Annotated in this window: 21 protein-coding genes; 8 read left to right on the top strand and 13 right to left on the bottom strand. The window is 67.8% G+C overall.

Features of this window, described 5'->3' with window-relative positions; translation table 11 throughout:
- Nucleotides 1-63: 63 nt before the first annotated feature.
- The 3 genes from A5688_RS02320 to A5688_RS02310 all read right to left on the bottom strand — a co-directional run bounded on the left by A5688_RS02320 (nt 64) and on the right by A5688_RS02310 (nt 3,790).
- Nucleotides 64-957, bottom strand: a complete 894-nt coding sequence (locus A5688_RS02320; protein ID WP_067838179.1) for a universal stress protein — start codon at nt 955-957, stop codon at nt 64-66.
- Nucleotides 958-1,110: 153 nt separating this feature from the next.
- Nucleotides 1,111-2,502, bottom strand: a complete 1,392-nt coding sequence (locus A5688_RS02315) for a PPE family protein (protein ID WP_067838185.1) — start codon at nt 2,500-2,502, stop codon at nt 1,111-1,113.
- A 52-nt stretch (nt 2,503-2,554) separates the two neighbouring features.
- Nucleotides 2,555-3,790 carry a PPE family protein gene (locus A5688_RS02310; protein WP_067838189.1) on the bottom strand — a complete coding sequence of 412 codons (1,236 nt, stop codon included), beginning with the start codon at nt 3,788-3,790 and terminating at the stop codon, nt 2,555-2,557.
- A 946-nt stretch (nt 3,791-4,736) separates the two neighbouring features.
- On the opposite strand from A5688_RS02310, the gene A5688_RS02305 reads away from it, so the two are divergent.
- Complete coding sequence (locus tag A5688_RS02305; protein WP_067838192.1) at nt 4,737-4,952, top strand: hypothetical protein; 216 nt, start codon at nt 4,737-4,739, stop codon at nt 4,950-4,952.
- Between the two features lie 59 nt (nt 4,953-5,011).
- On the opposite strand, the gene A5688_RS02300 is transcribed toward A5688_RS02305, so the two are convergent.
- A complete protein-coding gene (locus tag A5688_RS02300) occupies nt 5,012-5,398 on the bottom strand; it encodes a hypothetical protein (protein ID WP_067838195.1) in 387 nt (128 codons plus the stop codon).
- 47 nt (nt 5,399-5,445) lie between these two features.
- The gene (locus A5688_RS02295; RefSeq protein WP_068268037.1) at nt 5,446-6,972 is read right to left on the bottom strand and encodes a DUF4185 domain-containing protein; all 1,527 of its coding nucleotides are present in this window, start codon (nt 6,970-6,972) and stop codon (nt 5,446-5,448) included.
- 833 nt (nt 6,973-7,805) lie between these two features.
- Here A5688_RS02295 and A5688_RS02290 point away from each other — a divergent pair.
- Genes A5688_RS02290 through A5688_RS02280 form a run of 3 tightly spaced genes read left to right on the top strand, consistent with a single transcriptional unit; the run spans nt 7,806 to nt 11,040 of the window.
- On the top strand, nt 7,806-9,032 hold the full coding sequence (locus tag A5688_RS02290; protein ID WP_067914614.1) for an acetyl-CoA acetyltransferase: 1,227 nt from the start codon (nt 7,806-7,808) through the stop codon (nt 9,030-9,032).
- A 2-nt stretch (nt 9,033-9,034) separates the two neighbouring features.
- Nucleotides 9,035-10,549, top strand: coding sequence for a carotenoid oxygenase family protein (locus A5688_RS02285; protein WP_120312446.1), 1,515 nt, complete (start codon nt 9,035-9,037; stop codon nt 10,547-10,549).
- Nucleotides 10,549-11,040, top strand: coding sequence for a VOC family protein (locus tag A5688_RS02280; RefSeq protein WP_067914610.1), 492 nt, complete (start codon nt 10,549-10,551; stop codon nt 11,038-11,040). Before A5688_RS02285 ends, A5688_RS02280 begins: the two co-directional genes overlap by 1 nt.
- Nucleotides 11,041-11,044: 4 nt before the next feature.
- On the opposite strand, the gene A5688_RS02275 is transcribed toward A5688_RS02280, so the two are convergent.
- The 8 genes from A5688_RS02275 to A5688_RS02240 form a co-directional block, all read right to left on the bottom strand.
- On the bottom strand, nt 11,045-11,479 hold the full coding sequence (locus A5688_RS02275) for a hypothetical protein (RefSeq protein WP_067838211.1): 435 nt from the start codon (nt 11,477-11,479) through the stop codon (nt 11,045-11,047).
- A 45-nt stretch (nt 11,480-11,524) separates the two neighbouring features.
- Complete coding sequence (locus A5688_RS02270) at nt 11,525-12,295, bottom strand: VOC family protein (RefSeq protein ID WP_067838213.1); 771 nt, start codon at nt 12,293-12,295, stop codon at nt 11,525-11,527.
- Nucleotides 12,296-12,382: 87 nt separating this feature from the next.
- Nucleotides 12,383-12,856, bottom strand: coding sequence for a type II toxin-antitoxin system Rv0910 family toxin (locus A5688_RS02265; RefSeq protein ID WP_067914608.1), 474 nt, complete (start codon nt 12,854-12,856; stop codon nt 12,383-12,385).
- Between the two features lie 3 nt (nt 12,857-12,859).
- Entirely contained in the window at nt 12,860-13,048 is a 189-nt protein-coding gene (locus A5688_RS02260; protein WP_067838219.1) for an antitoxin, read from the bottom strand.
- 66 nt (nt 13,049-13,114) lie between these two features.
- Entirely contained in the window at nt 13,115-15,496 is a 2,382-nt protein-coding gene (locus A5688_RS02255) for a cation-translocating P-type ATPase (RefSeq protein ID WP_067914606.1), read from the bottom strand.
- The gene (locus A5688_RS02250; protein ID WP_067914604.1) at nt 15,493-17,076 is read right to left on the bottom strand and encodes a serine hydrolase; all 1,584 of its coding nucleotides are present in this window, start codon (nt 17,074-17,076) and stop codon (nt 15,493-15,495) included. Before A5688_RS02250 ends, A5688_RS02255 begins: the two co-directional genes overlap by 4 nt.
- A gap of 40 nt (nt 17,077-17,116) precedes the next feature.
- Nucleotides 17,117-18,229: an MBL fold metallo-hydrolase gene (locus A5688_RS02245; RefSeq protein WP_120312445.1), complete on the bottom strand. Its 1,113-nt coding sequence runs from the start codon at nt 18,227-18,229 to the stop codon at nt 17,117-17,119.
- 2 nt (nt 18,230-18,231) lie between these two features.
- Nucleotides 18,232-18,963 (bottom strand): enoyl-CoA hydratase, encoded by a 732-nt coding sequence (locus A5688_RS02240; RefSeq protein ID WP_067914601.1) that lies wholly within the window; start codon nt 18,961-18,963, stop codon nt 18,232-18,234.
- Between the two features lie 27 nt (nt 18,964-18,990).
- Between A5688_RS02240 and A5688_RS02235 the strand changes: the two genes are divergently transcribed.
- From A5688_RS02235 to A5688_RS02220, 4 genes are all read left to right on the top strand, one after another.
- Complete coding sequence (locus tag A5688_RS02235; protein ID WP_067914599.1) at nt 18,991-20,481, top strand: acetyl-coenzyme A carboxylase carboxyl transferase subunits beta/alpha; 1,491 nt, start codon at nt 18,991-18,993, stop codon at nt 20,479-20,481.
- Nucleotides 20,482-20,563: 82 nt separating this feature from the next.
- Nucleotides 20,564-21,412, top strand: a complete 849-nt coding sequence (locus A5688_RS02230; protein WP_067914596.1) for a DUF559 domain-containing protein — start codon at nt 20,564-20,566, stop codon at nt 21,410-21,412.
- Between the two features lie 138 nt (nt 21,413-21,550).
- A complete protein-coding gene (gene prrA, locus A5688_RS02225) occupies nt 21,551-22,261 on the top strand; it encodes a two-component system response regulator PrrA (protein ID WP_120312444.1) in 711 nt (236 codons plus the stop codon).
- Between the two features lie 15 nt (nt 22,262-22,276).
- Nucleotides 22,277-23,614, top strand: a complete 1,338-nt coding sequence (locus tag A5688_RS02220; RefSeq protein ID WP_067838239.1) for a sensor histidine kinase — start codon at nt 22,277-22,279, stop codon at nt 23,612-23,614.
- Nucleotides 23,615-23,633 lie beyond the last annotated feature (19 nt).

Genomic DNA, 23,633 nt, shown 5'->3' with positions numbered 1-23,633 from the left:
GTGTTCTTGCAATGCATCTCTGTATGCGGGTCGTCAGCACATCCGTGATGCGCGCACGCGCCGCTACGGCTCGCGGGCGACGATGACCACGGTCCGCGCCGTGCGCGCAACGGCCGTGCTCACCGAACCCAGCATCATGCCCGCGAATCCGCCGCGACCGTGGCTGCCCACCACCACGAGTTGCGCGGACTCCGAGTGCTCAACGAGCTGACGCGCCGGCTGATCGCGCACCACCACACGTCGCACCGTGACATCGGGATAGCGCTCCTGCCAGCCGGCGAGCCACGTGGTCAGCGCCTCGTGTGCCGTCACCTCCATCGGCGCGAAATCCAGACCCGGCACCTCCAACATGCTGACGTCCGACCACGCATGCAGTGCCACCAAGTCCACACCCCGGCGGGAGGCCTCGTCGAAGGCGATCTCGGTCGCCCGCTCCGATGCGGAGGAACCGTCGATCCCCACCAGCACCGGCGCCTGCGCCGGCGGCGGCGAGGCCTCATCGTCATGGACAACTGCGACCGGGCAATGCGCATAATTCACCAGGCCGGTGCTGACCGAGCCGAACGACACCCGGCCAAACGCGCCTTCGCCCTGGCATCCCACGACCATCATGTCCGCGATCTTGGACTCGTTGACGAGGGTGGAAACGACCGGGCCGTGCACCACGACGCTGTACACGAACGGCGGGCCGTGGTCACCGGTGCTGTCGGCGACCGCCCTGCGCGCGTCTTCGAGAACCCGCCTCGCCTCGTCGTCCTGCTGCTCGAAATAGCCTTGAGGAATCGGAATCTCCGGCCACGGCGCGATTGCCGGCACGACCGGTGCGACAACATGCATGAGTGTCAGTGGAACGTTGCGCATTGCGGCGTCGACCGCCGCCCACTCGGCCGCGGCCATCGACGAGGCTGAGCGGTCGACGCCTACCAAGATGCCACGATGGGTTCCGGGGTCAGACATTTCAATCTCCTGCCCTGGGTCGTGTTGGCAGCTTCACGCCTGACCATAGGACGACGGTCGCAGAAGATCAGGTGGCATTGGTCACCGATTTGCCCGACCAACAGCCCTACGCCCGGCAACACCCGGAACGGCAACCAGGCGGGACGAGATCCGCTACCCCCAGGTAGCCCGCGGTGGTGTGGCCTTGGATCTGTCAGCAGAGGACAAGTGCACGGCGTGGACGCCCGGTTTCTTGGCCAACTGGTCCAAAAGACTTTCCAGATGAGCCTTATCGGTGTGCCAGTGCTGGACCGCCTCCGGCGCCTGCTGCAGTTCCGCGAGGACGGCCTTGAGCTTGTCCGGGGTCTTGCCGTCGGCGTCCGACGGGCGGCGGCCTAAACCCCGCCCGGTGCTTGCGGTGATCCCACGGGGCACCGCACCGCCCAGGGTGCTTCCGGCCAAGCCCGCCAGGGCCATTTCACCCACGAGGCCACTCGTAGCCGCCGCGACCGTCGGGGCGGCTCCCGCGGTGGTGCACTCCAGCACGGTGGCCGCCAGCTTGATCCCCGGGCTGGCGGCGGCCCAGGCCGGGGGCACGGACAACGCTCCGGCCAGGCCCGCGCTGCCGACACCCGCCGACACGGCACACGCCCCGGCCGCCGCGACCGTCTGCGTGCTCGACCCAAGCGCGGCGAACAGCGGCCCCTCGAGCTCGACCGCCGTGTCGCTCCAGGTCCGTGCCGTCACCACGAGGCCCAAGCTCAGGCTGAGCAACGTGTCGTTGACCGGACGGATCGCCTTGGTGACGAACTCGACGTTCGCGGCAATCCGGGCCAGCGGCGTGGAATTCAAATTGTTCAGCCAGGTCGCCAAGGATGACGCCGGCGACGCCGGATCCGCCGCCGAAGATGCGGCGGGCGATGCGAGGCCTTGCAGGGTTCGTGGTGTCGACGACATCAGCTGCGACAAGGCCGACTGCGCGTTGGCGGGCGCCGAGCGGGCGGCTTGGGCGACCGCGCCTGATTGGCCGGCCGTACCGCCCGGGTTGGTGGTCTGCGGCGCCGGGCTGAACGGCGTCATCTGTACGACGGACGCCGAGGAACCGGCGTAGCCGTACATGGCCGCGGCGTCTTGCGCCCACATCTGTCCATACTCCGACTCGGTGGCCGAGATCGCGGCGGTGTTCTGTCCCAGTACGTTCGTGGCCACTAGTGACGCCAGCTGACTGCGGTTTTCCGCGATCGCCACCGGGGGCACCGTCGCCATGAATGCGGTCTCGTACGCGGCGGCGGCCGCTCGCGCCTGGGCGGCGGCCTGCTCGGCTTGCGCGGCGGTGTCGCGCATCCACTTCACGTAGGGTGCGGCCGCTGTCGCCATGGCTGCCGATGACGGGCCCTGCCAACCGCTGGTCAGGTTGGAGATCACCGACTCATAGGATGCCGCCACGGAGTGCAGTTGGGCGGCCAACCCATCCCAGGCCGACGCGGCGGCCAACATTGATCCCGAGCCGGGACCTATGTACATCCGGCCGGAGTTGAGCTCCGGGGGCAGTGCTCCGAAATCCATTGGAACTCCTTGATTCTTTGCGGCTAGTTCGAAGGTGAGATGCCGGCGCCTTCTATTCCTGGGCGTCGTCGGCGTTGATGACGATGATCGTGGCGGTGGTGGCCGCCCGCCCGAATGCGCTGCCACCGAACGCCATTCCGCGAGCAGAGCCGGTCCCGGTAGCCGCAACGGCCCGGCCGGCCAGGCCCGAAGCGGCCATGTTGCCGAACAGTGGCCCCTGCCCATCCGCCGCAGCGGCCGCCGGTGCGACGGCAAGATTCGTTTGCGGCAACACCGCGGCGACCGTCCGGATTTCCGGGGCGGCCGCAGCCCATCCGGGTGGTATCGACAAGCGTCCGACGACGCCGGCGCGACCCGTGCCCGTGGACATTCCGGCTCCGCCGGGGGTCGCTGAGCGGACCACCCGCGTCTCTGAACCGAGGCCCCCGCCCAGCTCCTTCAGCTTCGATCTGTCCCTGTCGAGCCGTTGTCGCGCGCTGTTCACATTCGCCACGTTCTGGGGCACCAGGTAGTTTTCGATCCCAAGCAGGTACGGGCTGCCACCAATGCCGTACAGCGACACGGGGCCCAGCGGACCCGTGAGGGCCGAGTCCAACGCCGACAGCAGCGACGGTGGGTCAGCGGCGGCGGCGGCGGGTGCTGTCAGGCTTTGCAACGATTGCGGGACGGCCGACATCAGTTGCGGCAGAATCGATTGCGCATTGGTTGCCGCCGAGGTGCCGGTGGACTGCGCGACTGCGGCGGCTTGTCCCGCCGTCCCGGCCGGGTTGACGGTTTGCGGCGGCTGGCTGAATGGCGCCATCTGCGTGGCCGTCGCCGAGGAGCCGGCGTAGCCGTACATCGCCGCCGCATCCTGGGCCCACATCTCGGCGTACTCGGCCTCGGTGGCCATGATCGCCGAAGTGTTTTGACCGAGAAGGTTGGTCGCGACCAGCGCCATCAACCGGGCACGGTTGGCCGCGACTATCGGTGGCGGGACCGTCGCGGCGAACGTGGCCTCATAGGTGGACGCCGCCGCTCGGGCCTGATTGGCGGCTTGCTCGGCTTGGCCGGCGGTCGCACTCATCCACGCCGTGTACGGCGCTGCCGCGGCTGCCATCGTGCCCGACGAAGGACCACGCCAGTTGCCGGTCAGGTCCGCGATCACCGACTCGTACGACGCCGCCGCAGCGTGCAGCTGCGCCGCCAACCCGTCCCAAGCCGCCGCGGCCGCCAACATCGGCCCCGCACCCGGGCCGGCATACATTCGGCCGGAGTTGACCTCTGGTGGTAGAGCTCCGAAATCCATTGCTAAACCTCTGATACTGCTGCGGTCACATTCAAAGCGCCCTGCGCCGCCGCCGTGCTTGTTGACTTGATGAACCCGCATTTCCGGTATCCGCGCACCGGCGCCACGCGGCCCGGTGTGCTGCGGACGACCAAAGCTGCATGCCACCGACGGACTGGTCAGCGCGTCATGCCGCCGCGCCTATCGCGGCGGCATTGCTGTTATGGCACAAGGCATTCCGACGAACGGCAATCCGTGGCCAGCTTCCTGGCCGCGAGCGCCTCAGCAGCCCGCGGTACGTGCTAGACGGCTACGGCGGTTCTCCGCACGTTGCACATTGCGCCGCTTGCGTTGCAGAGCAACGCGTTCGCGACATGAGCTCGACCTCGAGGCTAGGATCCACGGTTGCGCCACGGGCGATGCCGCCTGCGTTGCAAATAGGATTCGACTCGGCGATTATGCGTGCTGGCAATGACTTCGATTGCGCGCCAGCTATCTTGACGTGTTTGCTCCGCACTGAGAGCTGCTACGCAGGTAGGCGCCTGCGCGAAGCGACGGATGGGCCGTGGGGTGCGACTCGGGCCACGCACACCGATTTCGGGGGCGCTGGGAGCAAACGCTGGAGGCAGACCCCCAACGAGAGACTTCATTGCAGTGCTCCCGCACGGCACCGATGCCGCAACAACTTCCCCGCTCTACCAAGTAGATGACTGAATACGATCGTACTTTTCTCTGTGACGCCCTGTCCAGCTTGCGTTCACCAATTGCGTTTACTGTATAGCGCTTTTCGATACCCCCAACAGCCTCCGGCAATCCAGGCCCCCGCCGCGCATCGGCTGCCTCCGGCCGACAAGAGAAATAAGGTCCCACCAAGCGTGAAAAACAGGACTAGCATCTATACCGTGCGTGCGAGGAAAGAAACGTAGCGCCCGTCGCTTCGTGAATGCAGACACTTAACGAGCCTGCGATGCGAAAGCTGGTCGCGACACTGATGGCCGTTGGGGCCGTGATGCTCAGCGGCGCTGTTGCCCGCGCCGAGAACCAGCCGGCACCGCCTCCTCCCGCCCCGTCTTTCTACGCGCCGAAGTGCCTGAGTTTCGACCCCAATCCGCCGGCGCACTGGAACTACCTGCCGTGCGGTTGGACGACCGACGGCAAGCGGTGGATTCCGCCGCCGCCGTAGCCGACACCCCCTGATTCACATCGGCGACGGTGGCATCGCGAAAAGCTCTCAGCCGCTGGCTAACTGGCTTTGAGGTGTCCACCTCCCCGGCAACTAACGCCGCAGACGCCCGCATCCCCCCGGGCGTCTGCGAGCGAAAGTGCCTGGTCGATCGGAACACCACTGCAATCCAGGCCGTTGACCACCAGGCCCAGGCTGATCGCACCGTCGGCGCGGGTGCCTTCGATGCACACCTCGATGTCACGGAGCCCCGGCCTACCCGCGGTCCAGAAATCCGGACGGTGACCGTCGAACACCGTGTGGGCATCCGCGTCTTCGGCACCCTCGCGCGTGGAGATCTCGCCTGCCGACGACGCGGGTACGTCGTCGGGTAACGCCGCCGCCGCGAGAGGAGTGAGCGGGTCGGCGAGACCGGAACAATTGTCGTGATACTGCAAGGCGATCATCGTCGCCCTCCTCTCACTCTGGCCATCGTGGTTCGACGGCAACGTCTTTACGGCAGGACGGTGTGCATCAGCATCACGTCGTATGCCGACCACAACGACAGGTTGAAGTACAGGTCTCGGCCCGACGACCAGGGATGGATCATCGGCGCATAGATACCACCGGGCATCTGGAACGACGACACCAGCGGTTGCTCGGGGCTCCACGGCCCCTGCGGCGTCGGCGCGGTCCGTGCCACGACGTCGTTGCTGCCGCCGTCGGTGTAGAGCACCAGGTATTGCTTGAGATAACTGTTGTACTGGGCCGACATCTCGCCGACCGGTCCGGGGAAAATCGGTGTCGCCGCGCCCGGATTGTTCGCCACCCAGTGGCCGCCGTTGTCGCCGTTCCAGTACTGGTATTTGGTCAGGTCGGGCAATTGGTTCGGTGGTACGCGCGACAGGAACGCCGCGCCGCCACGTCCCGACGGGGTGCCGAACTGGTAGAGGTAACCGTCGTTGCCCTTCATGAACGCGCCCATCTGGAAGTTTTCATTTCCCGGCGTAAACCCAGCTCCCGGAATGGCATCCGGCGAGGCCGTACGGATGGTGGTCGGGAAGATCCCCCAGTTCTGGCCATTGTCATTGGACCTGGCGATTGCCGAGTAGTTCGTCGACCATTCGCCGTCGCGGCCCCATTGGCGGATCGACATGTAGCTCATGTACTGCGTTCTGCCCATGGACATCGCCGCGGTCGGAATGATGCCCGTTTCGTGTGCCGCCTTGTGGATGGTGTTGACGACCTGCTTGGAAAGCCCGGGTGCCCAGACCGGCGACCCGGAATACCTGTCGTTCGGCACACCGTCGGCGATGTGAATTCCCTTGGACAGATCGTGATCGTTGCTGCGGAACAGCGTGTTGTAGCGCCACTGCTGGCCGTGCACCTTGCAATAGCCGAAGGTGTCACCGAAAGCCATCAAAACCTGGCGGTTGGCGGGATCACCGTTGTCCCAGGCGATCCCGAGGTCGGTACCCGAGATGCTGAAGCGTTGCAGGGTTTTGTTAGGGCCGTTCGGTCCGGTCACCCAGTCGACGAGCGACGTCGGAGCCCCCGCGATGGAAGGAGGCGGCGGCCCCGGCTCGGGCTGCGGCTGCGGCATCGGCGCGGCGTTCGGGCGCATCGGGTTGGCATTCGGCGGTAATTGGGGGACGCCGGGCGGGGGCGGGTTCGGCCCGGGCGGCAATACCTCGGCTTGCGGGTACATCGGCGCGGACGGGTCGGGTCCCTCGGCTCGCGGGTGCACCGGTGCGGAGTACTGCCGGCCCGGCGCGGCCGGCTTGAGCAAGGACGAGATCAGCGGACCCAGCCGCGGTAGCGGCGCCTGGTCATTCGTGTGGCTGGGCCTGCGCCCGGTCGGCGGCTGGACGACCGGCTGCGGCGCGGGCCTGGCCGGCGGCGCGGCGGGCGGCTCCACGTTCGCTTCGGGCGCCCCGCACGGAGTGGCGTTAGCGGTCGGCGCGGGCCCCACCACGAGGACGAATCCGATCGCGGCCGCCGACGCCATCGAGAGCGACACACTTCGCAGAAACGCCGACATGTAGCACCTTTCGGGATAGGACGCCGGTCCTTAGTTGGCTCATGTGACGATAGTTATCCGCGAGGCATATGTGACTAGTGATGCGCTGATAGGTATCCATCCGTGACCGTGTCGCAACGCGGCGATTTCCAGCACAGCGCCTCCGTCGGGTGATTAGCTGACCGCCCGTATGGGCAGATGGGAAGCGCTGACAGCTTTGCCACCGCTGCGGCCTTCCGGATTCCGCGGGCAACCGGCGCGGTGCCACGATGGTGCACGGGCCGGCGCCGCCCGAGGGGTGGGCGACGCCCCCGGCGCCTCGGCTGTCGCTACGAGGTGGGCACTCATCACACCGCTCCGCGGCAGTCCCGGCGCGGCGGGGTAAGGGGCGCCGACACTTTGCTGGGCGGCCGCCAAACGCACCGAACGTCCGCGCGGCGGGCTCGCGCGCCGAGCGGTTCGGGAGCCCCGTCGCGGCACGACCGGCCGTTGCGCCATCGACGCGCATCGGTACGAGCGCACCACATTGCCCCAGCTCAACCGTGCGGCCGGCAGCACCGTCGCAGCCGGTGCACACACCCGGACAATGCGAATCGCCATTCACCCGTCGCAACGCCTGCGACGTGTCACACTCAAATTGATTGGGTCAGCATGTTTGTCGACCGTCATCGGTGGCAATGATCCAACAGAGGCGAGCGTGTTGGCCGGCCTTCGCGCCCGTCTAGGTCCCGTCGGTTCAGCCCGAGAGCCGACGGGGCCGCCCTTTTTCGGGCCCTTTCACCCCACTCCCGCCAGTCGGCGCGGGCTCAGCGATAGCCCTCAACAACCCCGCCGCGCGGGAGTACCGTCGGCGTATGGATGGATCGACCGGTGTGTGGATTCTCGGCGGTTACCAAAGCGATTTTGCTCGCAACCTCAACAAGGAAGGCCGCGACTTCGCCGCGTTGACCGCCGAAGTCGTCGACGCCACGCTGACCGCGGCCAGAATCGACGCGACCGCGATCGGGGTGGTGCACGTGGGTAACGCCTTCGGCGAGATGTTCGCCCGCCAGGGCCACCTCGGGGCGATGCCGGCGACGGTCTGCGACGGCCTCTGGGATACCCCGGCATCGCGGCACGAAGCGGCGTGCGCCTCTGGCAGCGTGGCGGCGCTCTCGGCGATGGCCGACCTGCGATCGGGCGCGTATGACTGCGCGCTGGTGGTGGGGATCGAGTTGGAGAAGACCGTCGCGGGTGACACCGCCGCGCAGCATCTGGGTGCCGCGGCGTGGACCGGTCACGAGGGGGCCGACGCCCGCTACCTGTGGCCGTCCATGTTCGCCCAAGTTGCCGACGAATACGACCGCCGGTACGGCCTGGACGACGCGCACCTGCGGGCCATCGCACAGCTCAACTTCGCCAACGCCCGGCGTAACCCCAACGCCCAGACCCGCGAATGGACCGTGCCCGACCCGATCACCGACGATGATGCGACCAACCCGATCACCGAAGGCCGGCTACGACGATTCGACTGCAGCCAAATGACCGACGGCGGTGCGGGATTGATGCTCGTCAACGACGCCTATCTGCGTGACCATCCCGATGCCCGCCCGATCGGCCGCATCGACGGCTGGGGCCACCGCACCGTCGGGTTGGGCCTGCAACAGAAGCTGGACCGCGCCGATGGTGACCCGTACGTCCTGCCCCACGTGCGGGCGGCGGTCCTCGACGCGCTGCGCCGCGCGCAGCGCAGCCTCGACGACGTCGACGGGTTCGAAGTGCATGACTGTTTCACCCCCAGCGAGTACCTGGCCATCGACCACCTCGGGCTGACCGGGCCGGGCGAATCGTGGAAGGCCATCGAAAACGGCGAGATCGAGATCGGCGGCCGGCTGCCGATCAACCCCAGCGGCGGACTGATCGGCGGCGGACACCCGGTCGGCGCCTCCGGCGTGCGGATGCTGCTCGACGCGGCCAAGCAGGTCACCGATGCCGCCGGCGAGTATCAGATCGACGGCGCGCAGACCTTCGGCACCCTGAACTTCGGCGGCAGCACCGCCACCACAGTCAGTTTCATCGTCAGCCGCACCGAAGGCTTATGACCATGGATGTTGAGATCGTCGCAAAGTTCCTATCCACCTTGCCCGAAGACGACGACCACCCCTACCGCACCGGACCGTGGCGCCCACAGACCACCGAGTGGGACGCCGACGACCTCACCGCCGTGGAGGGCGAGATCCCTCCCGACCTGGATGGCGTCTACCTGCGCAACACCGAGAACCCGCTACACCCGGCATTGAAGACCTATCACCCGTTCGACGGCGACGGCATGCTGCACGTGGTCGGATTCCGGGACGGAAAGGCCTTCTACCGCAACCGGTTCATCCGCACCGACGGATTCCTGGCCGAGAGCGAGGCGGGCGAGCCGCTCTGGCCGGGTCTGGCCGAGCCCGTGCAGCTGGCCCGGCGCGAGCAGGGCTGGGGCGCGCGCACGAAGATGAAGGACGCGTCGAGCACGGACGTCATCGTCCACCGCGGTATCGCGCTGACCAGTTTCTACCAGTGCGGCGACCTGTATCGGATCGACCCGTACTCGGCCGCCACGCTCGGCAAGGAGTCGTGGAACGGGGGCTTCCCGGCCGACTGGGGTGTCTCCGCACATCCCAAGGTGGACAACAGAACCGGTGAACTGCTGTTCTTCAACTACAGCAAGCAAGAGCCGTACATGCATTACGGTGTGGTCGACGAGCGCAACGAGCTGGCGCACTACGTCGACATCCCGCTACCCGGTCCGCGGCTCCCCCACGACATGGCGTTCACTGAAAACTACGCCATTCTCAACGACTTTCCGTTGTTCTGGGATCCCCAGCTGCTCGAGCACGACGTACACCTGCCGCGCTTCTATCCCGACATGCCGTCGCGGTTCGCGGTGATCCCGCGTCGTGGCGGCACCGAAAACATTCGCTGGTTCGAGGCCGACCCGACGTTCGTGCTGCACTTCACCAACGCATACGAGGACGGCGACGAGATCGTGCTCGACGGCTTCTTCGAAGGTGATCCGTCCCCGCTTGACACCGGAGGAACCAAGTGGGAGAAGCTGTTTCGCTTCCTCGCCCTGGACCGCCTGCAGGCCCGGCTGCACCGGTGGCGGCTCAACATGGTCACCGGCGCGGTGCGCGAAGAGCGGCTGTCGGAGTCCATCACCGAGTTCGGCACCATCAATCCCGGCTACGCCGGCGGCGACTACCGCTACACCTATGCCGCCACCGGCAAGCCGGGCTGGTTCTTGTTCGACGGCCTGGTCAAACACGACCTGCGCGCGGGCACCGAGGAGGGGTTCTCGTTCGGTGACGGCGTCTACGGCAGCGAGACCGCGATGGCGCCGCGCGTAGGTGCCACCGGCGAAGACGACGGCTACCTGGTCACCCTCACCACCGACATGAACACCGACGCCTCCTATTGCCTGGTGTTCGACGCAGCCCGGGTCGACGACGGCCCGGTGTGCAAACTTCAACTGCCGGAACGTATTTCCAGCGGCACCCACTCGACGTGGGCACCCGGTGCACAATTGCGGCGCTGGGACACCGCCGACTCGGCCGCCGGCGCGATCGGACTGTGATGAGCACCGACCAGCACAAGCACAAGCGCCGCCACACGCACTGGCCGCCGGAGCTGGCGCCGATCGGCGCCATCCGCTTCGCGCGTCGCTCCTCGCGCTTCGCCGAAACGGTAGGGTTCTACCGCGATCTGGTGGGGCTGCCGCTTTATGAAACGTTCGGGGACAGCTACGGAAGCAACGGCGCGATCTTCGGGTTGCCCAGTTGGAATCTCACCATGGAAATCGTCGAGGCCGTCGAAGCGGTCCAGGTGGACCATCACGAGCAGCTGTGCCTGTACTTCCCCGACCCGCAGGCGCAACACGCCGCCCTGGCACGTCTGCGTGGCGCGGGCGTGGAACCCGTCGAACAGCACCCGTACTGGGCGGCCACCGGTGCAGTCACCTTCCGCGACCCGGATGGACGCGAAATCGTGTTCGCGCCGTTCGTATTCGGCGTCAACGAGCCCGAGAACAGCGGCACGTCCGGAACGCACGAATTTCCGTCGGGCTGAGGGTTCAGCGGCCGGACCGGCCGGAAGCCAAGGCGGCGATCACGGCCACCAGCGAGCACGCCACCGCGCAGACCGCGGCGCCCGCACCGACGTACAGGCCGTATTGGGCCGACACCGGCGGGTTGACGTTGAGTTTGTAGTACCACACCGTCAGCGCGACGATCAGCGACGAGATCAACAGTGCGGCAACCGAAGCGAGCTTCACCGACAGACCGCGGCCCATCATTGCGCCGACCACCAGCAGCGTCGAGGCCAACAGCACGATGAGCTGGCCCGCCCCGAACCCCCGGGGCAGTTCCAAGTTGCCGTGGGCGCCGCCGATGGCGTTGGACCAGCCTCCGCCGTTGACGGTGGTGCTCAGCCAGGGCAGCCAGGCGCTCGCCGACACCAGCACGGCGAAAAACGCCACCAGCCAACCCGGGCGCAGTCGGCGAGTCATGCTAGCGAGATTAACGGACCCCGACACCGGCCCGACGCTGACGCGCTAGGTCTGCAGCGAGGACAGGTTGAAGACCGCACCCATTGGATCGCTTGCCGCGGCCAGCCGTCCGTACGGGGTGTCCTCGGCGCCGCGCACCACCATGCCGCCGCTGCCGGCGATCACCCGCAGGGTCTCGTCGACATCCTCGGCGCCGAAGAAGATCACCCAGTTCGAGGGGATTTCCGGTGGCAGGAAGGCGGCGCCGTCCATCACGCCGAGCAATTGCTCATCGCCGAAGCGCGCTGTGCTGTAGCGGAATTCGTCGGTGTCGGAGACGGGCTCGATCTGCCATCCAAGCACGTCGCGGTAGAAGTCGAGGGCCGCGCCGTAGCCGCGCGTGGTCAGCTGGTGCCAGACCGGCGAGCCGGCGGCCCCGATCAGCTCGAACCCGCGATGCTCCAGCGGTTGCCACAACCCGAACGCGGCTCCGGCGGGGTCGGTCGCCACGGCCATGTGGCCCTTGGCGGGCACCTCCATCGCCATGCACACCGAACCACCGGCCGCGGTGACCGCGCTCAGCGTCGTGTCGATGTCGGCGGTGTGGAAATAGGTGGCCCAATGGTCGGGCACCCCGGCTTCGGGCCGATTGGCCATGATGCCGGCCACCGGATGGCCGTCCTTGGCGACATTGACGTATCCGCCGTACTCGGGTCCGGCGGACTCGAACGTCCAGCCGAAGACCGCGCCGTAGAACTCCTGGGCGCGGGCAACGTCGGACGTGGTCAGATCGATCCAGCACGGGGCGCCCAACGGAGCGCGGTCGCGGGTAGGCACGGTGACCTCCTGGTGGTGTCCTGGCCCCGGTAAAGGGCTTCACACTATCGACTGCTGCCGAGCCTAAAACTCATCGGCGCCGCCGCCCTAGCGGTGAGACCCACCGTCTCCGTTCGTGCTCGGGTCGGGTCGGGTGAACACCATCACGAAGTTCTCCAGCGACTGATTGATATCGCCGCGCAGGGCCGCGGCGACGATCATGCCGATGGGGCCGAACAGCGCCGGGCCGCCCAGGTGCACATCGAAGCTGACGATGGAACCGTCGACCGTGGGCTGAATCTTCGCCAGCAGCTTGACCTTGACCCCGCCGACGCCGTCGCCGTTGAGCGTCATGCCCTCGGGCGGCTTGTACCGCACCACCGTCCATTTGATCCGGTTGTGCATGCCCTTGACCTCGACGATCGACTCGACGACCGTGCCCTTCTCGATCTCGTCGGGCAATCTGCTGCGCCACACCCGGTGGATGGTCAGCCAGTCCTTGAACCGGGACAGGTCGGAGGCATGCCGCCAGGCCACCTCAGGTGGCAGCGGGACATCGATGGATCCGGAAAGCTTCGCCATGGCTCAGTTCTGCTGGTCGCCGGTGTCGGCGGCGCCGGTGGCCTTCCTGGCCTGCTCCTGCACCTGGTGAATGGTGTCGGTGTACTTGCCCTGCGTCTTGTCGTCGACGAACTCGCCGGCCTTGTCGATCGCCATCTCGACCTTGTCGGCGTTCTGCGACAACAGGTCCTTTGCCTTGTCCAGGAAACCCATGCGCCCTCCCTTTTTCCGGCATCGTACTTGCCCGGTGACAACCTACTGCCGGTGAGTTCGGCGCGCTCAGCGCCACAACTGCGGCTGCACCCCCAGCACTTTGGCCCGGATCCACCAGCTGGCCTCGATGGCGGCGGCACCCAACACGCCGATGCCCAGCGCGGTCGAGGTCACCGCCACATTGGACGGGTCGAGCAGAAACTCCTTGCGTGCCAGCGGCAGGCTGAAAATCACCACATAGGCCAGCCCCGAAGCGATTACCAGTCCCACCCGCCACCACTCATAGGGGCGCGCCACCACCGCCAGCACCCACAGCGCGGTCATCAGCAACGTGATCAGGGCCGCGGTCGATGCCTGATCCTGCTGGACGAAGGTCGCATGACGGCCGTGGTAGGCCAGCAGGTAGGAGGCAAAGGTCGCGGTGCCCACGATCAGTCCGGAGGGCAGCGCGGAGGTCAGCACCCGGCGCACGAAACCCGCGTGGGCGCGTTCGTTGTTGGGCGCCAGCGACAGGATGAATGACGGTATTCCGATGGTGAACCAGGCCGCGATGGTGACGTGGATGGGCTGGAACGGATACAGCAGCGGGTCGGCTTTGAGCGGTTTGGCCAGCAGGCATTCGATGCCCACCAGCAGCGCAAGCAGGACCGAGTACACGGTCTTGGTCAGGAAGAGGTTGGCGACGCGCTCGATGTTGCCGATCACCCGGCGTCCCTCGCCGACGACGTAAGGCAGTGTGGCAAACCTGTTGTCCAGCAGGACGATCTGCGCAACGGCGCGAGATGCCGGGCTGCCCGCGCCCATCGCGACACCGATATCGGCGTCCTTGAGGGCCAGCACGTCGTTGACGCCGTCTCCGGTCATCGCCACGGTGTGGCCGTGTGATTGCAGGGCACGCACGACGGCGCGCTTCTGGTCCGGCCGGACACGGCCGAAGGTGGTGTGGGTGTCCAGCGCGTCGGCCAATTGCGCGGGCTCGGAGGGGAGCCGGCGTGCGTCCATCGTCTCGCCGCGCAACCCGAGCTCGCCGGCGACGGCGCCGACCGAGACGGCGTTGTCCCCGGAGAGCACTTTGACCGAAACACCTTGGTCGGCAAAGAAATCCAGCGTCTGGCGGGCGTCCGGACGTACCTTCTGTTCGAGCACCACCAGCGCGACGGGAGTGACGCGGCCCGGCGCGTCGGGGTGGTCGACGGCCACGTCACTGGCACCGACCAGCAGGACCCGCAACCCCTGCGCACCGATGCGCTCGGCCTGGTCGGCCGCCGCCGATGCCGGCTCGAGCAGCACGTCCGGAGCTCCCATCACCCAGTTGCCGTGGTCGTCGAAAGACACACCGCTCCATTTGGTGGCCGACTTGAAAGGTGCTGTGGCCGTGGCGGTCCAGCCGGTCGGTTGGTGATAGGTCTCGGCGATCGCCCGCATGCTCGCGTTGGGCCGGGGATCGGCGGCGGCCAGCGAGGCCAGCACATCGGCGATCCGCTGGCCGGATTGGTCGAGCTCGTCCACCCGGGCGACCCGCATGCCGCTTTCGGTCAGGGTGCCCGTCTTGTCCGCGCAGACCACGTCGACCCGCGCGAGCCCCTCGATGGCGGGCAACTCCTGCACCAGGCACCGGCGTTGACCGAGCCGGACGACCCCGACCGCGAACGCGACCGACGTCAGCAGCACCAGCCCTTCGGGCACCATGGGCACCAGTGCGCCGACCGTGCGCAGCACGGCCTGCCTCCAGTCCGCGCGCGTGGTGAACAGCTGGGTGTAGATGGTGAGCAGACCGGCGGGCACCAACAGGTAGGTGATGAACTGCAGGATGCGGTTGATGCCGTTGCGCAGTTCGGATTTCACCAAGGTGAACTTGCTCGCCTCCTCGGCGAGCCTGGTCGCGTACGCGTCCGGCCCGACCCTGGTGGCGCGGTAGGCGCCGCTGCCCGCGACGACGAAACTGCCCGACATCACCGGGTCGCCGACGGCCTTGGCGATCGGGTCGGCCTCACCGGTCAGCAGGGACTCGTCGATTTCCAGGTTCGCCTCTTCGACGATCTCGCCGTCGACGACGACCTGATCCCCGGGACCGAGCTCGATGATGTCGTCGAGCACCACCTCGGCGGGCGGCACCGCCTGAGTTCCGGATTGCCTGCGCACCAAGGGTTTCGCCTGTCCGACGATCGCGAGCTTGTCCAGTGTCTGCTTGGCCCGGATCTCCTGCACCATGCCGACGACACTGTTGGCGACGATCAACAGACCGAACATTCCGTTGATCACCGAGCCCGTCGCCAGCACGATCAGCAGCAACACCCCGAGGATCGCGTTGATCCGAGTGAAGACGTTGGCCCGGACGATGTCGGTGATGCTGCGCGTGGCGCGCTCGCGCACCGCATTGCTCTTGCCGTCGGCCACCCGCTGCGCCACTTCGGCGTCGGTCAGGCCAGACGTATGGATGAGAGTCATCGGGTGAAGGTTCCCAGCTTGTTCGAGTCGTAGTACTCCAGGTTCAGCGTGTTGTCCGCGAAAACAGCTTTGGAAACCGTTCCGGGGGGCGCGTTTTCGTCGGTCAGCGGGAAGGTGAAGGTATCGCCGTCCCAGTGGGTGAGGGTGACCGTCCGGTTCTTCGGACCCATCGCCAGCTGCAGCGCGCCGTCGTGTTCGGTCACGACGGCCGGACCCCAGTAGTCGCTGGCGTAGCTGCCGGCGTAGTCGCTGAGCGGTCTGGCCGGGGCGGGGTTGGCCGGCGGCTGCTTGCCGACCAGCGAGCCCACCGGATTGTTCAGCCAGCCGATCGCCTTCTTGTACAAGGACCCCCAATCCTCGCGGATCTGACCGTACTGAACGAGATCCATGAACTCGGCGGTCAGCGTCTCCGGGATGCCGTAGGGTGCGGCGTTGGTCAGCGCGATGATCCCTAGATCCTCGGAGGGCAATGCCACGAAATTGGTCGCCGCGCCCAAATCGAAGGCGCCCGAATGGCTGTACTCGGTGCGTCCCGACGAGTCGACCGAGGAGTTGAAGCCGTATCCGTAAAACCCGGTGCGCGCCTGCGGTGTTTTCGCCGGCGTCGACACCATCTGCGGGCTGATGGCGGGCAGCAGGGCTTCCGGTGCTGTGATCCGCTGCCCGTTGTAGGTTCCGTTGCCCAGCAACATCAACAGCCAGCGGGCCATGTCGTTCACCGACGAGCTCACGCCGCCCGCGGGCGACTGGGGATCCGGGTCCCGCTGGAAACGGGCCTGCCACTTGTCGTCGATCTTGATGTGGTTGACCGCGTGATTGGGCCTGGCAATGAAGTCGGCGAACCGCGAACTGGTCGACGTCATTCCCAGCGGGCGATAGAGCACCTCGTCGGACAGGTCTTCCCATGGTTTTCCCGCCGCGGCCGCCACCGCCTCCGCACCGGCCGTGATCCCATAGTTGGTGTAGGCGTAACTGATTCGGAACGGATCCAGCGGCAGGTACTTGAGCCGCTCCAGGGTTTGCCGACGGTCGTAGCCCAGGTCTTCGAGTTTGTCACCGGCGTGGTCGGGCAGCCCGGAGCGGTGCGAATACAGGTCTCCGACGGTCACATGGCCGGTGACGTATTGATCGCTCAGCGTGAACCACGGCAGCTTGGATGCGACGGGCGTGTCCCAGGAGACGACGTTGTCGCCGACTTCGTGCGCGATCACCGTGGCGCCAACCGATTTGGACACCGAGGCCAGCTGGAAGACGGTGTCGGCGTCCACCCTGTTGTCCTGCCCCTGCCCCTTGCCCACATCCCTGACGCCGAAGCCTTTGGCGTACAACACTTTCCCGCCGTGCACCACGGCTACGGCCATCCCCGGGATGCCGCTGCTTTTCATCAGGTCGTTTACCAGCCCGTCGAGCTTGGCGACGGCTTCGTCGATGCGGCCGGCGGGGATCGCCACGCCGAAGACCTGGTTGGGCGGGACGTCGGACGGCGTGGACGGCGGGCCGGCGGTCGGCTGGGTTGAGCCGCATCCCGCCAACCCGAGTAGGGCCGCGGTGACGGCGGCCGCGACCGCACGTTTGGTCATGCGCGAACCCTAGCGCGGTGACGATGCGCGCCGCGTGAAGCTACAGCCGCCACCAGGGGCCGGGTTTCGCCAATGCCGCCGGGTCGAGGCGCTGACCGGGCAGCGGCACCGCCACGTTCACCTGCTCGGGCGCTGCGGCGGCCAGCAGGCGCTCAACCGGTTCCGCCCACGGGTGCGGGGCCAACCGGAAAGTGCCCCAATGGATCGGCACCAGCAGTCCGCCGTCGGTGACGTCCAGGTGCGCCCGCACCGCCTCCTCGGGGTTCATGTGGACGTCCGGCCACGCCGTGTTGTAGGCCCCGATGGGCAGCAGGGTCAGGTCGAACGGCCCGTGATCGGCACCGATCTGCGCGAAGCTCTTGGTGTAGCCGGTGTCGCCGCCGAAGTACGCGCGATGGGTGGGCCCGACGAAGGCCCACGATGCCCAGAGCGTCGTATTGCGGTCCAGAAAGCGTCCCGAGAAATGCCGCGCCGGCACGCAGACCACCGTGAGCTCAGCGACCTTGGCGCTTTCATGCCAGTCGAGCTCGATGATGCGGTGCTCGGGTATCCCCCACCGGCGCAGGTGGGCCCCGATGCCGAGCGGCACCACGAACGGGGCCCGCTGGGTGCGGGCCAGCGCCAGGACGGTGTCGATGTCGAGGTGGTCGTAATGGTCGTGGCTGATCACCACCGCGTCGACGGCCGGCAGCGCCTCGAGTTGGATGGGCGGCGGGTGCAGCCGCTGCGGGCCGACGACGTCCGACGGCGAGCACCGGTCGCTCCACACCGGGTCGGTGAGCACCCGGTAACCGTCGATCTCCAGCAGCGCCGTGGAGTGGCCGAACCAGCTGACGGCCAGCCGGCTCGGGTCGGCGTCGACGATCCCCGGCGAGGCCAGCGGGATCGGCCCCTTCGGCCGGCTACCGCCCCGGTTCCCGATCAGCTCCCACGCGATGAGCCGCAGTTGCTCGCGGTCCATCTTGGCGTCCGAGGCGGGCTCGAGGTTGACGAAGACACCGTCGCGGTGGTGCGGCGACGCGGCCGTCACCGCCGCAATCGAGGCGGGGTGGGCGCCGAGGGCGTCCGGCGCGCCGTGCAGCGCCCGCACCAGCCAGCCACCGGCCGCCAGCGACGCCGTTCCGGCGACCAGCCGCACCGCCCCCCGCATGATCGTCAGGCCCCCTGAAACTTCGGTGGCCGCTTCTCGATCCGGGCGACCTGAGCTTCGACGACGTCTTGGCTGCTCCAGGCCCTGTCGAAGAGTTCCTTGTGCACCGGACCGGCCTCTTCGATGGCGCCGTCGTCGTTGAGCACCCGCTTGGCGTGCTGAATCGCCAGCGGGGCCAGGCCGGCGATCTCGGCGGCCCAGGCCTGCGCGTCGGCGAGTGTCCCGATGCGGTTGGCCATCCCGGTTTGCAGCGCCACGTCGGCGGTCAGCTTCTCCGCCGTGAGCAGCATCGCCCGGGCCCGGCCGTGACCGACGAGCGAGGACAGCCGCCGGATACTCCAGTTATCCAGGGCCAGGCCGTATTTCGAGGTCGGGAACTGGAAGAATGCGTCGGGTGCGACGACGCGCAGGTCGCACTGCATGGCCAGCTGCAGGCCGGCGCCGATGGCCGGACCGTTGATGGCCCCGATCACCGGGATCAGCGTGGCGTCGAGCACCCTGTGCAGCTCGATGAGCCGGTCGGGGTAGTCGGCCGCGAAGGCGTCACCGCTGAGGTCCGCGCCGGCGCAGAACACCGTTCCCTGACCGGTCAGCACGATCGCGCGGGTCGCGCCGTCACCCGCCTTCAGTACGGCCTCGCGCAGCTCCTCGACCAGCTGGGAGTTCAGGGCGTTGCGACGTTCGGGACGCTGCAGTTCGATGGTCATCACGGCTTCGGCCTGGGTAACACCGATCATGGCAGCCACCCTATATAGCCTCGTCCCGTGAGTCGTACTACGGCCGGTCAACTACGCGATGCGGTGCTGGACGAAGATTCCTTCCTCCGCTGGGACAGCGAGCCGCTGGCCGTGCCGGTCAGCGCGTCCTACGCTCACGAGCTGGCCGACGCCCGGGCGGCGACGGGGTTGGACGAGGCGGTGTTGACGGGCGAGGGACGCATCTTCGGGCGCCGGGTCGCGGTGGTGGTCTGCGAGTTCGGCTTCCTGGGCGGCTCGATCGGGGTGGCCGCCGCCGAGCGGATCACCGCCGCGGTGCAGCGCGCGACGGCCGAGGGGTTGCCGCTGCTGGCCTCGCCGAGCTCCGGCGGCACCCGCATGCAGGAGGGCACGGTCGCGTTTCTGCAGATGGTGAAGATCGCGGCGGCCGTGCAGCTGCACAAACAGGCGCACCTTCCCTACCTGGTCTATCTGCGCAATCCGACCACCGGCGGGGTTTTTGCGTCCTGGGGCTCGCTGGGCCACGTCACGGTCGCCGAGCCCGGCGCGTTGATCGGCTTCCTGGGCCCGCGCGTGTACCAGCTCCTCTACGGCGAGCCGTTCCCCGAGGGCGTGCAGACCGCGGAGAATCTGCAGCGGCACGGCGTGATCGACGGCGTCGTCGCGCTGAACGAATTGCGCCCCATGCTGGATCGCGCGCTGACGGTGATCGCCGATGTTCCCGCGCCACTGCCAGCCCCGGCGCCTCGCGAACCGATTCCCGACGTCGCGGCGTGGGACTCGGTGGTGGCGTCGCGACGGCCAGACCGGCCCGGGGTGGGGCTGTTGCTGCGGTACGGCGCCACCGATCGGGTGCTGCTATCGGGGACCGGCCAGGGCGAGGCGGCGACCACGCTGTTGGCGCTGGCCCGATTCGCAGGCCAGCCGGTGGTGGTGCTGGGCCAGCAGCGACTGACCGGTGGCCTGGTGGGGCCCGCCTCGCTGCGCGAGGCGCGGCGCGGCATGGTGCTGGCCGCCGAGCTGCGCCTGCCGCTGGTGCTGCTGATCGACACGGCGGGGCCGGCGCTGTCGGCCGAGGCCGAACAGGGTGGTCTGGCCGGCCAGATTGCCCAATGCCTGGCCGAGCTGGTGACGCTGGATACCCCGACGGTGTCGGTGCTGCTGGGCCAGGGCAGCGGCGGGCCGGCGCTGGCGATGGTGCCCGCCGATCGGGTGCTGGCGGCGCTGCACGGCTGGCTGGCGCCGCTGCCGCCGGAAGGCGCCAGCGCGATCGTCTTCCGCGACACCGATCACGCCCCCGAACTCGCTGCGGCACAAGGCATCCGATCGGTTGACTTACTGGAGTCCGGAATCGTCGACGCGATCGTGCCGGAGCATCCCGATGCCGCCGACGAACCGGTCGAGTTCGCGCAGCGCTTGTCGCGGGCCATCGCCGCCGAGGTGCAGGCGTTGCGCGAGCTCCCCGCCGCCGAGCGGCTGACCGCCCGGTTGCGGCGGTACCGCAACATCGGTTTGCCCCGGGTTGGTCGCGACACGTAAACCACGCACAAGACACGCCGACGCAGGTGTGCATGGTTTACGTCTCGCCAAACCCCTCAGCCGCCCATCGCGTCCTACGCGCATGGGCGAAGTATTCGTCGGCAGCGAAGCCCTGCGCGAAGGGAAGCTGACCCGGTATCAGCTGCGGGCCGGGTTCCGCGCCATTTACCCCGACATCTACCTGCCGCATCACATAACGCCTTCGCCATGTATACGTTCTGAAGCGGCATGGTTATGGTCGCGGCGACGCGGCGTGCTCGCCGGGCTGTCTGCAGCGGCACTGCACGGCGCGGATTGGGTCGACGACGAAGGGCCTGTCGAGTTGATCTGGCGCAATCGACACGCCCCCCAAGGCATATCAACCCGAAATCTGCGCCTCGGGAACAACGAAGTCACGCATGTCGCAGGCCTGCCAGTGACCAGTCCCGCGCGGACGGCATTCGACTTGGCGCGGCACCTTTCCACCGGAGAGGCGGTCGCGCGACTCGACGCACTGATGCGCGCCGCACCGTTCTCCGCCGAAGACGTGCTGCTGTTGGCCAAGCGACACCACGGCGCGCGCGGCCTGCAGCGGCTACGGGCGACCCTGCCGCGGGTCGATGCGGGGTCGGCATCTCCGAAGGAGACCTGGCTGCGGTTGTTGATAGTCGACGCGGGACTGCCGACTCCCGAGACTCAGATACCCGTGGTCGTGCGGTACCGGACAGTGGCCGTGCTCGACATGGGTTGGGATCGCTTCAAAGTGGCCGTCGAGTACGACGGAGACCAACACCGCACGAGCCGACGCCAGTACGTACGCGATATCCGCCGGCTGCACGCGTTGGCGGATTGCGGGTGGATCGTCGTCCGGGTAGTCGCGGAAGACCGACCCGAAGCCGTGATCGACAGAGTTCGCGAGGCGCTGCGCCGCCGCGGATACACCGACACGTAAACCACGCACAAGACACGCCGTCCCACGTGTGCGTGGTTTACGTCTCGTCAGAGAGGCGGCCGACGATCGAGACGAGAGTCGACCCCCGGGCGAGACAGCGGTGCAGCCTCCCACAGGCGTAGTCGACAATCAGGCAAAATGGGCGGCATGGACACAGGAGCTGGCTCACCGCGGGTGTTGGTCGTCGACGACGATTCAGATGTGCTCGCATCGCTCGAACGCGGTCTGCGGCTGTCCGGATTCGAGGTGTCGACCGCTGTCGACGGCGCGGAGGCGTTGCGCAGCGCCACCGAGACGCGCCCGGACGCGATCGTGCTCGACATCAACATGCCGGTGCTGGACGGCGTCAGCGTCGTCACGGCGCTGCGCGCCATGGACAACGACGTCCCGGTCTGCGTGCTGTCCGCCCGCAGCTCGGTCGACGATCGGGTCGCGGGCCTCGAGGCGGGGGCCGACGACTACCTGGTCAAACCCTTCGTGCTGGCCGAGCTGGTCGCGCGGGTCAAGGCGCTGCTGCGCCGCCGCGGTGCCACCGCCACGTCCTCCTCGGAAACCATCACGGTCGGCCCGCTGGAAGTCGACATTCCGGGCCGGCGCGCCCGGGTCAACGGCGTCGACGTCGACCTGACCAAGCGGGAATTCGACCTGCTGGCGGTGCTGGCCGAACACAAGACCGCGGTGTTGTCCCGCGCGCAGCTGCTCGAGCTGGTGTGGGGTTACGACTTCGCCGCCGACACCAACGTCGTCGACGTGTTCATCGGATATCTGCGCCGCAAGCTGGAGGCCAACGGGGGCCCGCGGCTGCTGCACACCGTCCGCGGCGTGGGATTCGTACTGCGCATGCAGTAACCCCATCGATCGGCCATGAAGTTCTTGTCCCGGATCCTGACCCGTACGCCGTCGCTACGGGCCCGGGTCGCCGTCGCGACGGCCATCGGCACCGCGATCGTGGTGGTCATCGCGGGGGCCGTCGTGTGGTTCGGCATCACCAGCGCCTGGAAGGAACGCCTGGATCGCCGCCTCGACGAGGCGGCGGGTTTCGCCATCCCCTTCCTGCCCCGTGGACTCGACGGCATCCCGCGTACGCCGAACGATCAGGACACCGTGATCACGGTCCGCGGCGACGGCCAGGTCAAGTCCAACTCGGACGTCACGCTGCCGCCGCTGGACATCGGCTACGCCGACACCTACATCAACGGGGTGCGCTACCGGGTGCGGACCCTGGAGGTCCGCACGCCGCAGCCGGCGACGTTGGCAGTGGGTGCGACCTACGACGACACGATCGCCCAGACCAACAACCTGCATCGCCGGGTGATCCTGATTTGCGCGCTCTCGATCGGTGCGGCAGCGGTATTCGCCTGGCTCCTGGCCGCTTTCGCGGTACGACCGTTCAAACGTCTGGCGCAGCAAGCGCGCTCGATCGACGCCGACGAGCGGCCGCAGGTGGCGGTGCGCGGCGCCAGCGAGGCCGTCGAGATTGCCGAAGCCATGCGCGGCATGCTGCAACGCATCTGGACCGAACAGGACCGGACCAAGGATGCGCTCGCGTCGGCCCGCGACTTCGCCGCGGTGTCCTCGCACGAACTTCGCACTCCCCTGACCGCGATGCGCACCAACCTCGAAGTGCTGTCCACCCTGGACATGCCCGACGACCAACGCAAAGAGGTGCTGGGCGACGTCATCCGCACCCAGTCACGGATCGAGGCGACATTGACCGCCCTGGAGCGGTTGGCCCAGGGCGAATTGTCGACGGCCGACGACCACGTGCCCGTCGACATCACCGAGCTGCTGGACCGCGCCGCCCACGACGCCATCCGGATCTATCCCGGGCTCGACGTTTCGCTGGTGCCGTCACCCACCTGCATCATCGTCGGGATGCCGGCCGGGTTGCGCCTCACCGTCGACAACGCGATCGCCAACGCCGTCAAGCACGGCGGCGCCACCCAGGTCCAGCTGTCGGCGGTCAGTTCGCGCGCCGGAGTCGAGATCACCATCGACGACAACGGCAGCGGCGTGCCCGAGGATGAGCGCCGCATCGTGTTCGATCGGTTTTCCCGCGGATCGACGGCCTCCCATTCCGGGTCGGGGCTGGGGTTGGCGCTGGTGGCCCAGCAGGCCCAGCTCCACGGCGGGACCGCCACGCTGGAGAACAGCCCACTGGGTGGCGCGCGGCTGGTGCTGCGACTCCCGGCCCCCAGCTAGCGCGCTCGGGCACACTGGA

Source organism: Mycobacterium mantenii, from assembly GCF_001667865.1.
Lineage (GTDB): Bacteria > Actinomycetota > Actinomycetes > Mycobacteriales > Mycobacteriaceae > Mycobacterium > Mycobacterium mantenii_A.
The sequence above is the reverse complement of the archived record's forward strand: the minus strand, read 5'-3'. Positions and strand labels throughout refer to the sequence as shown.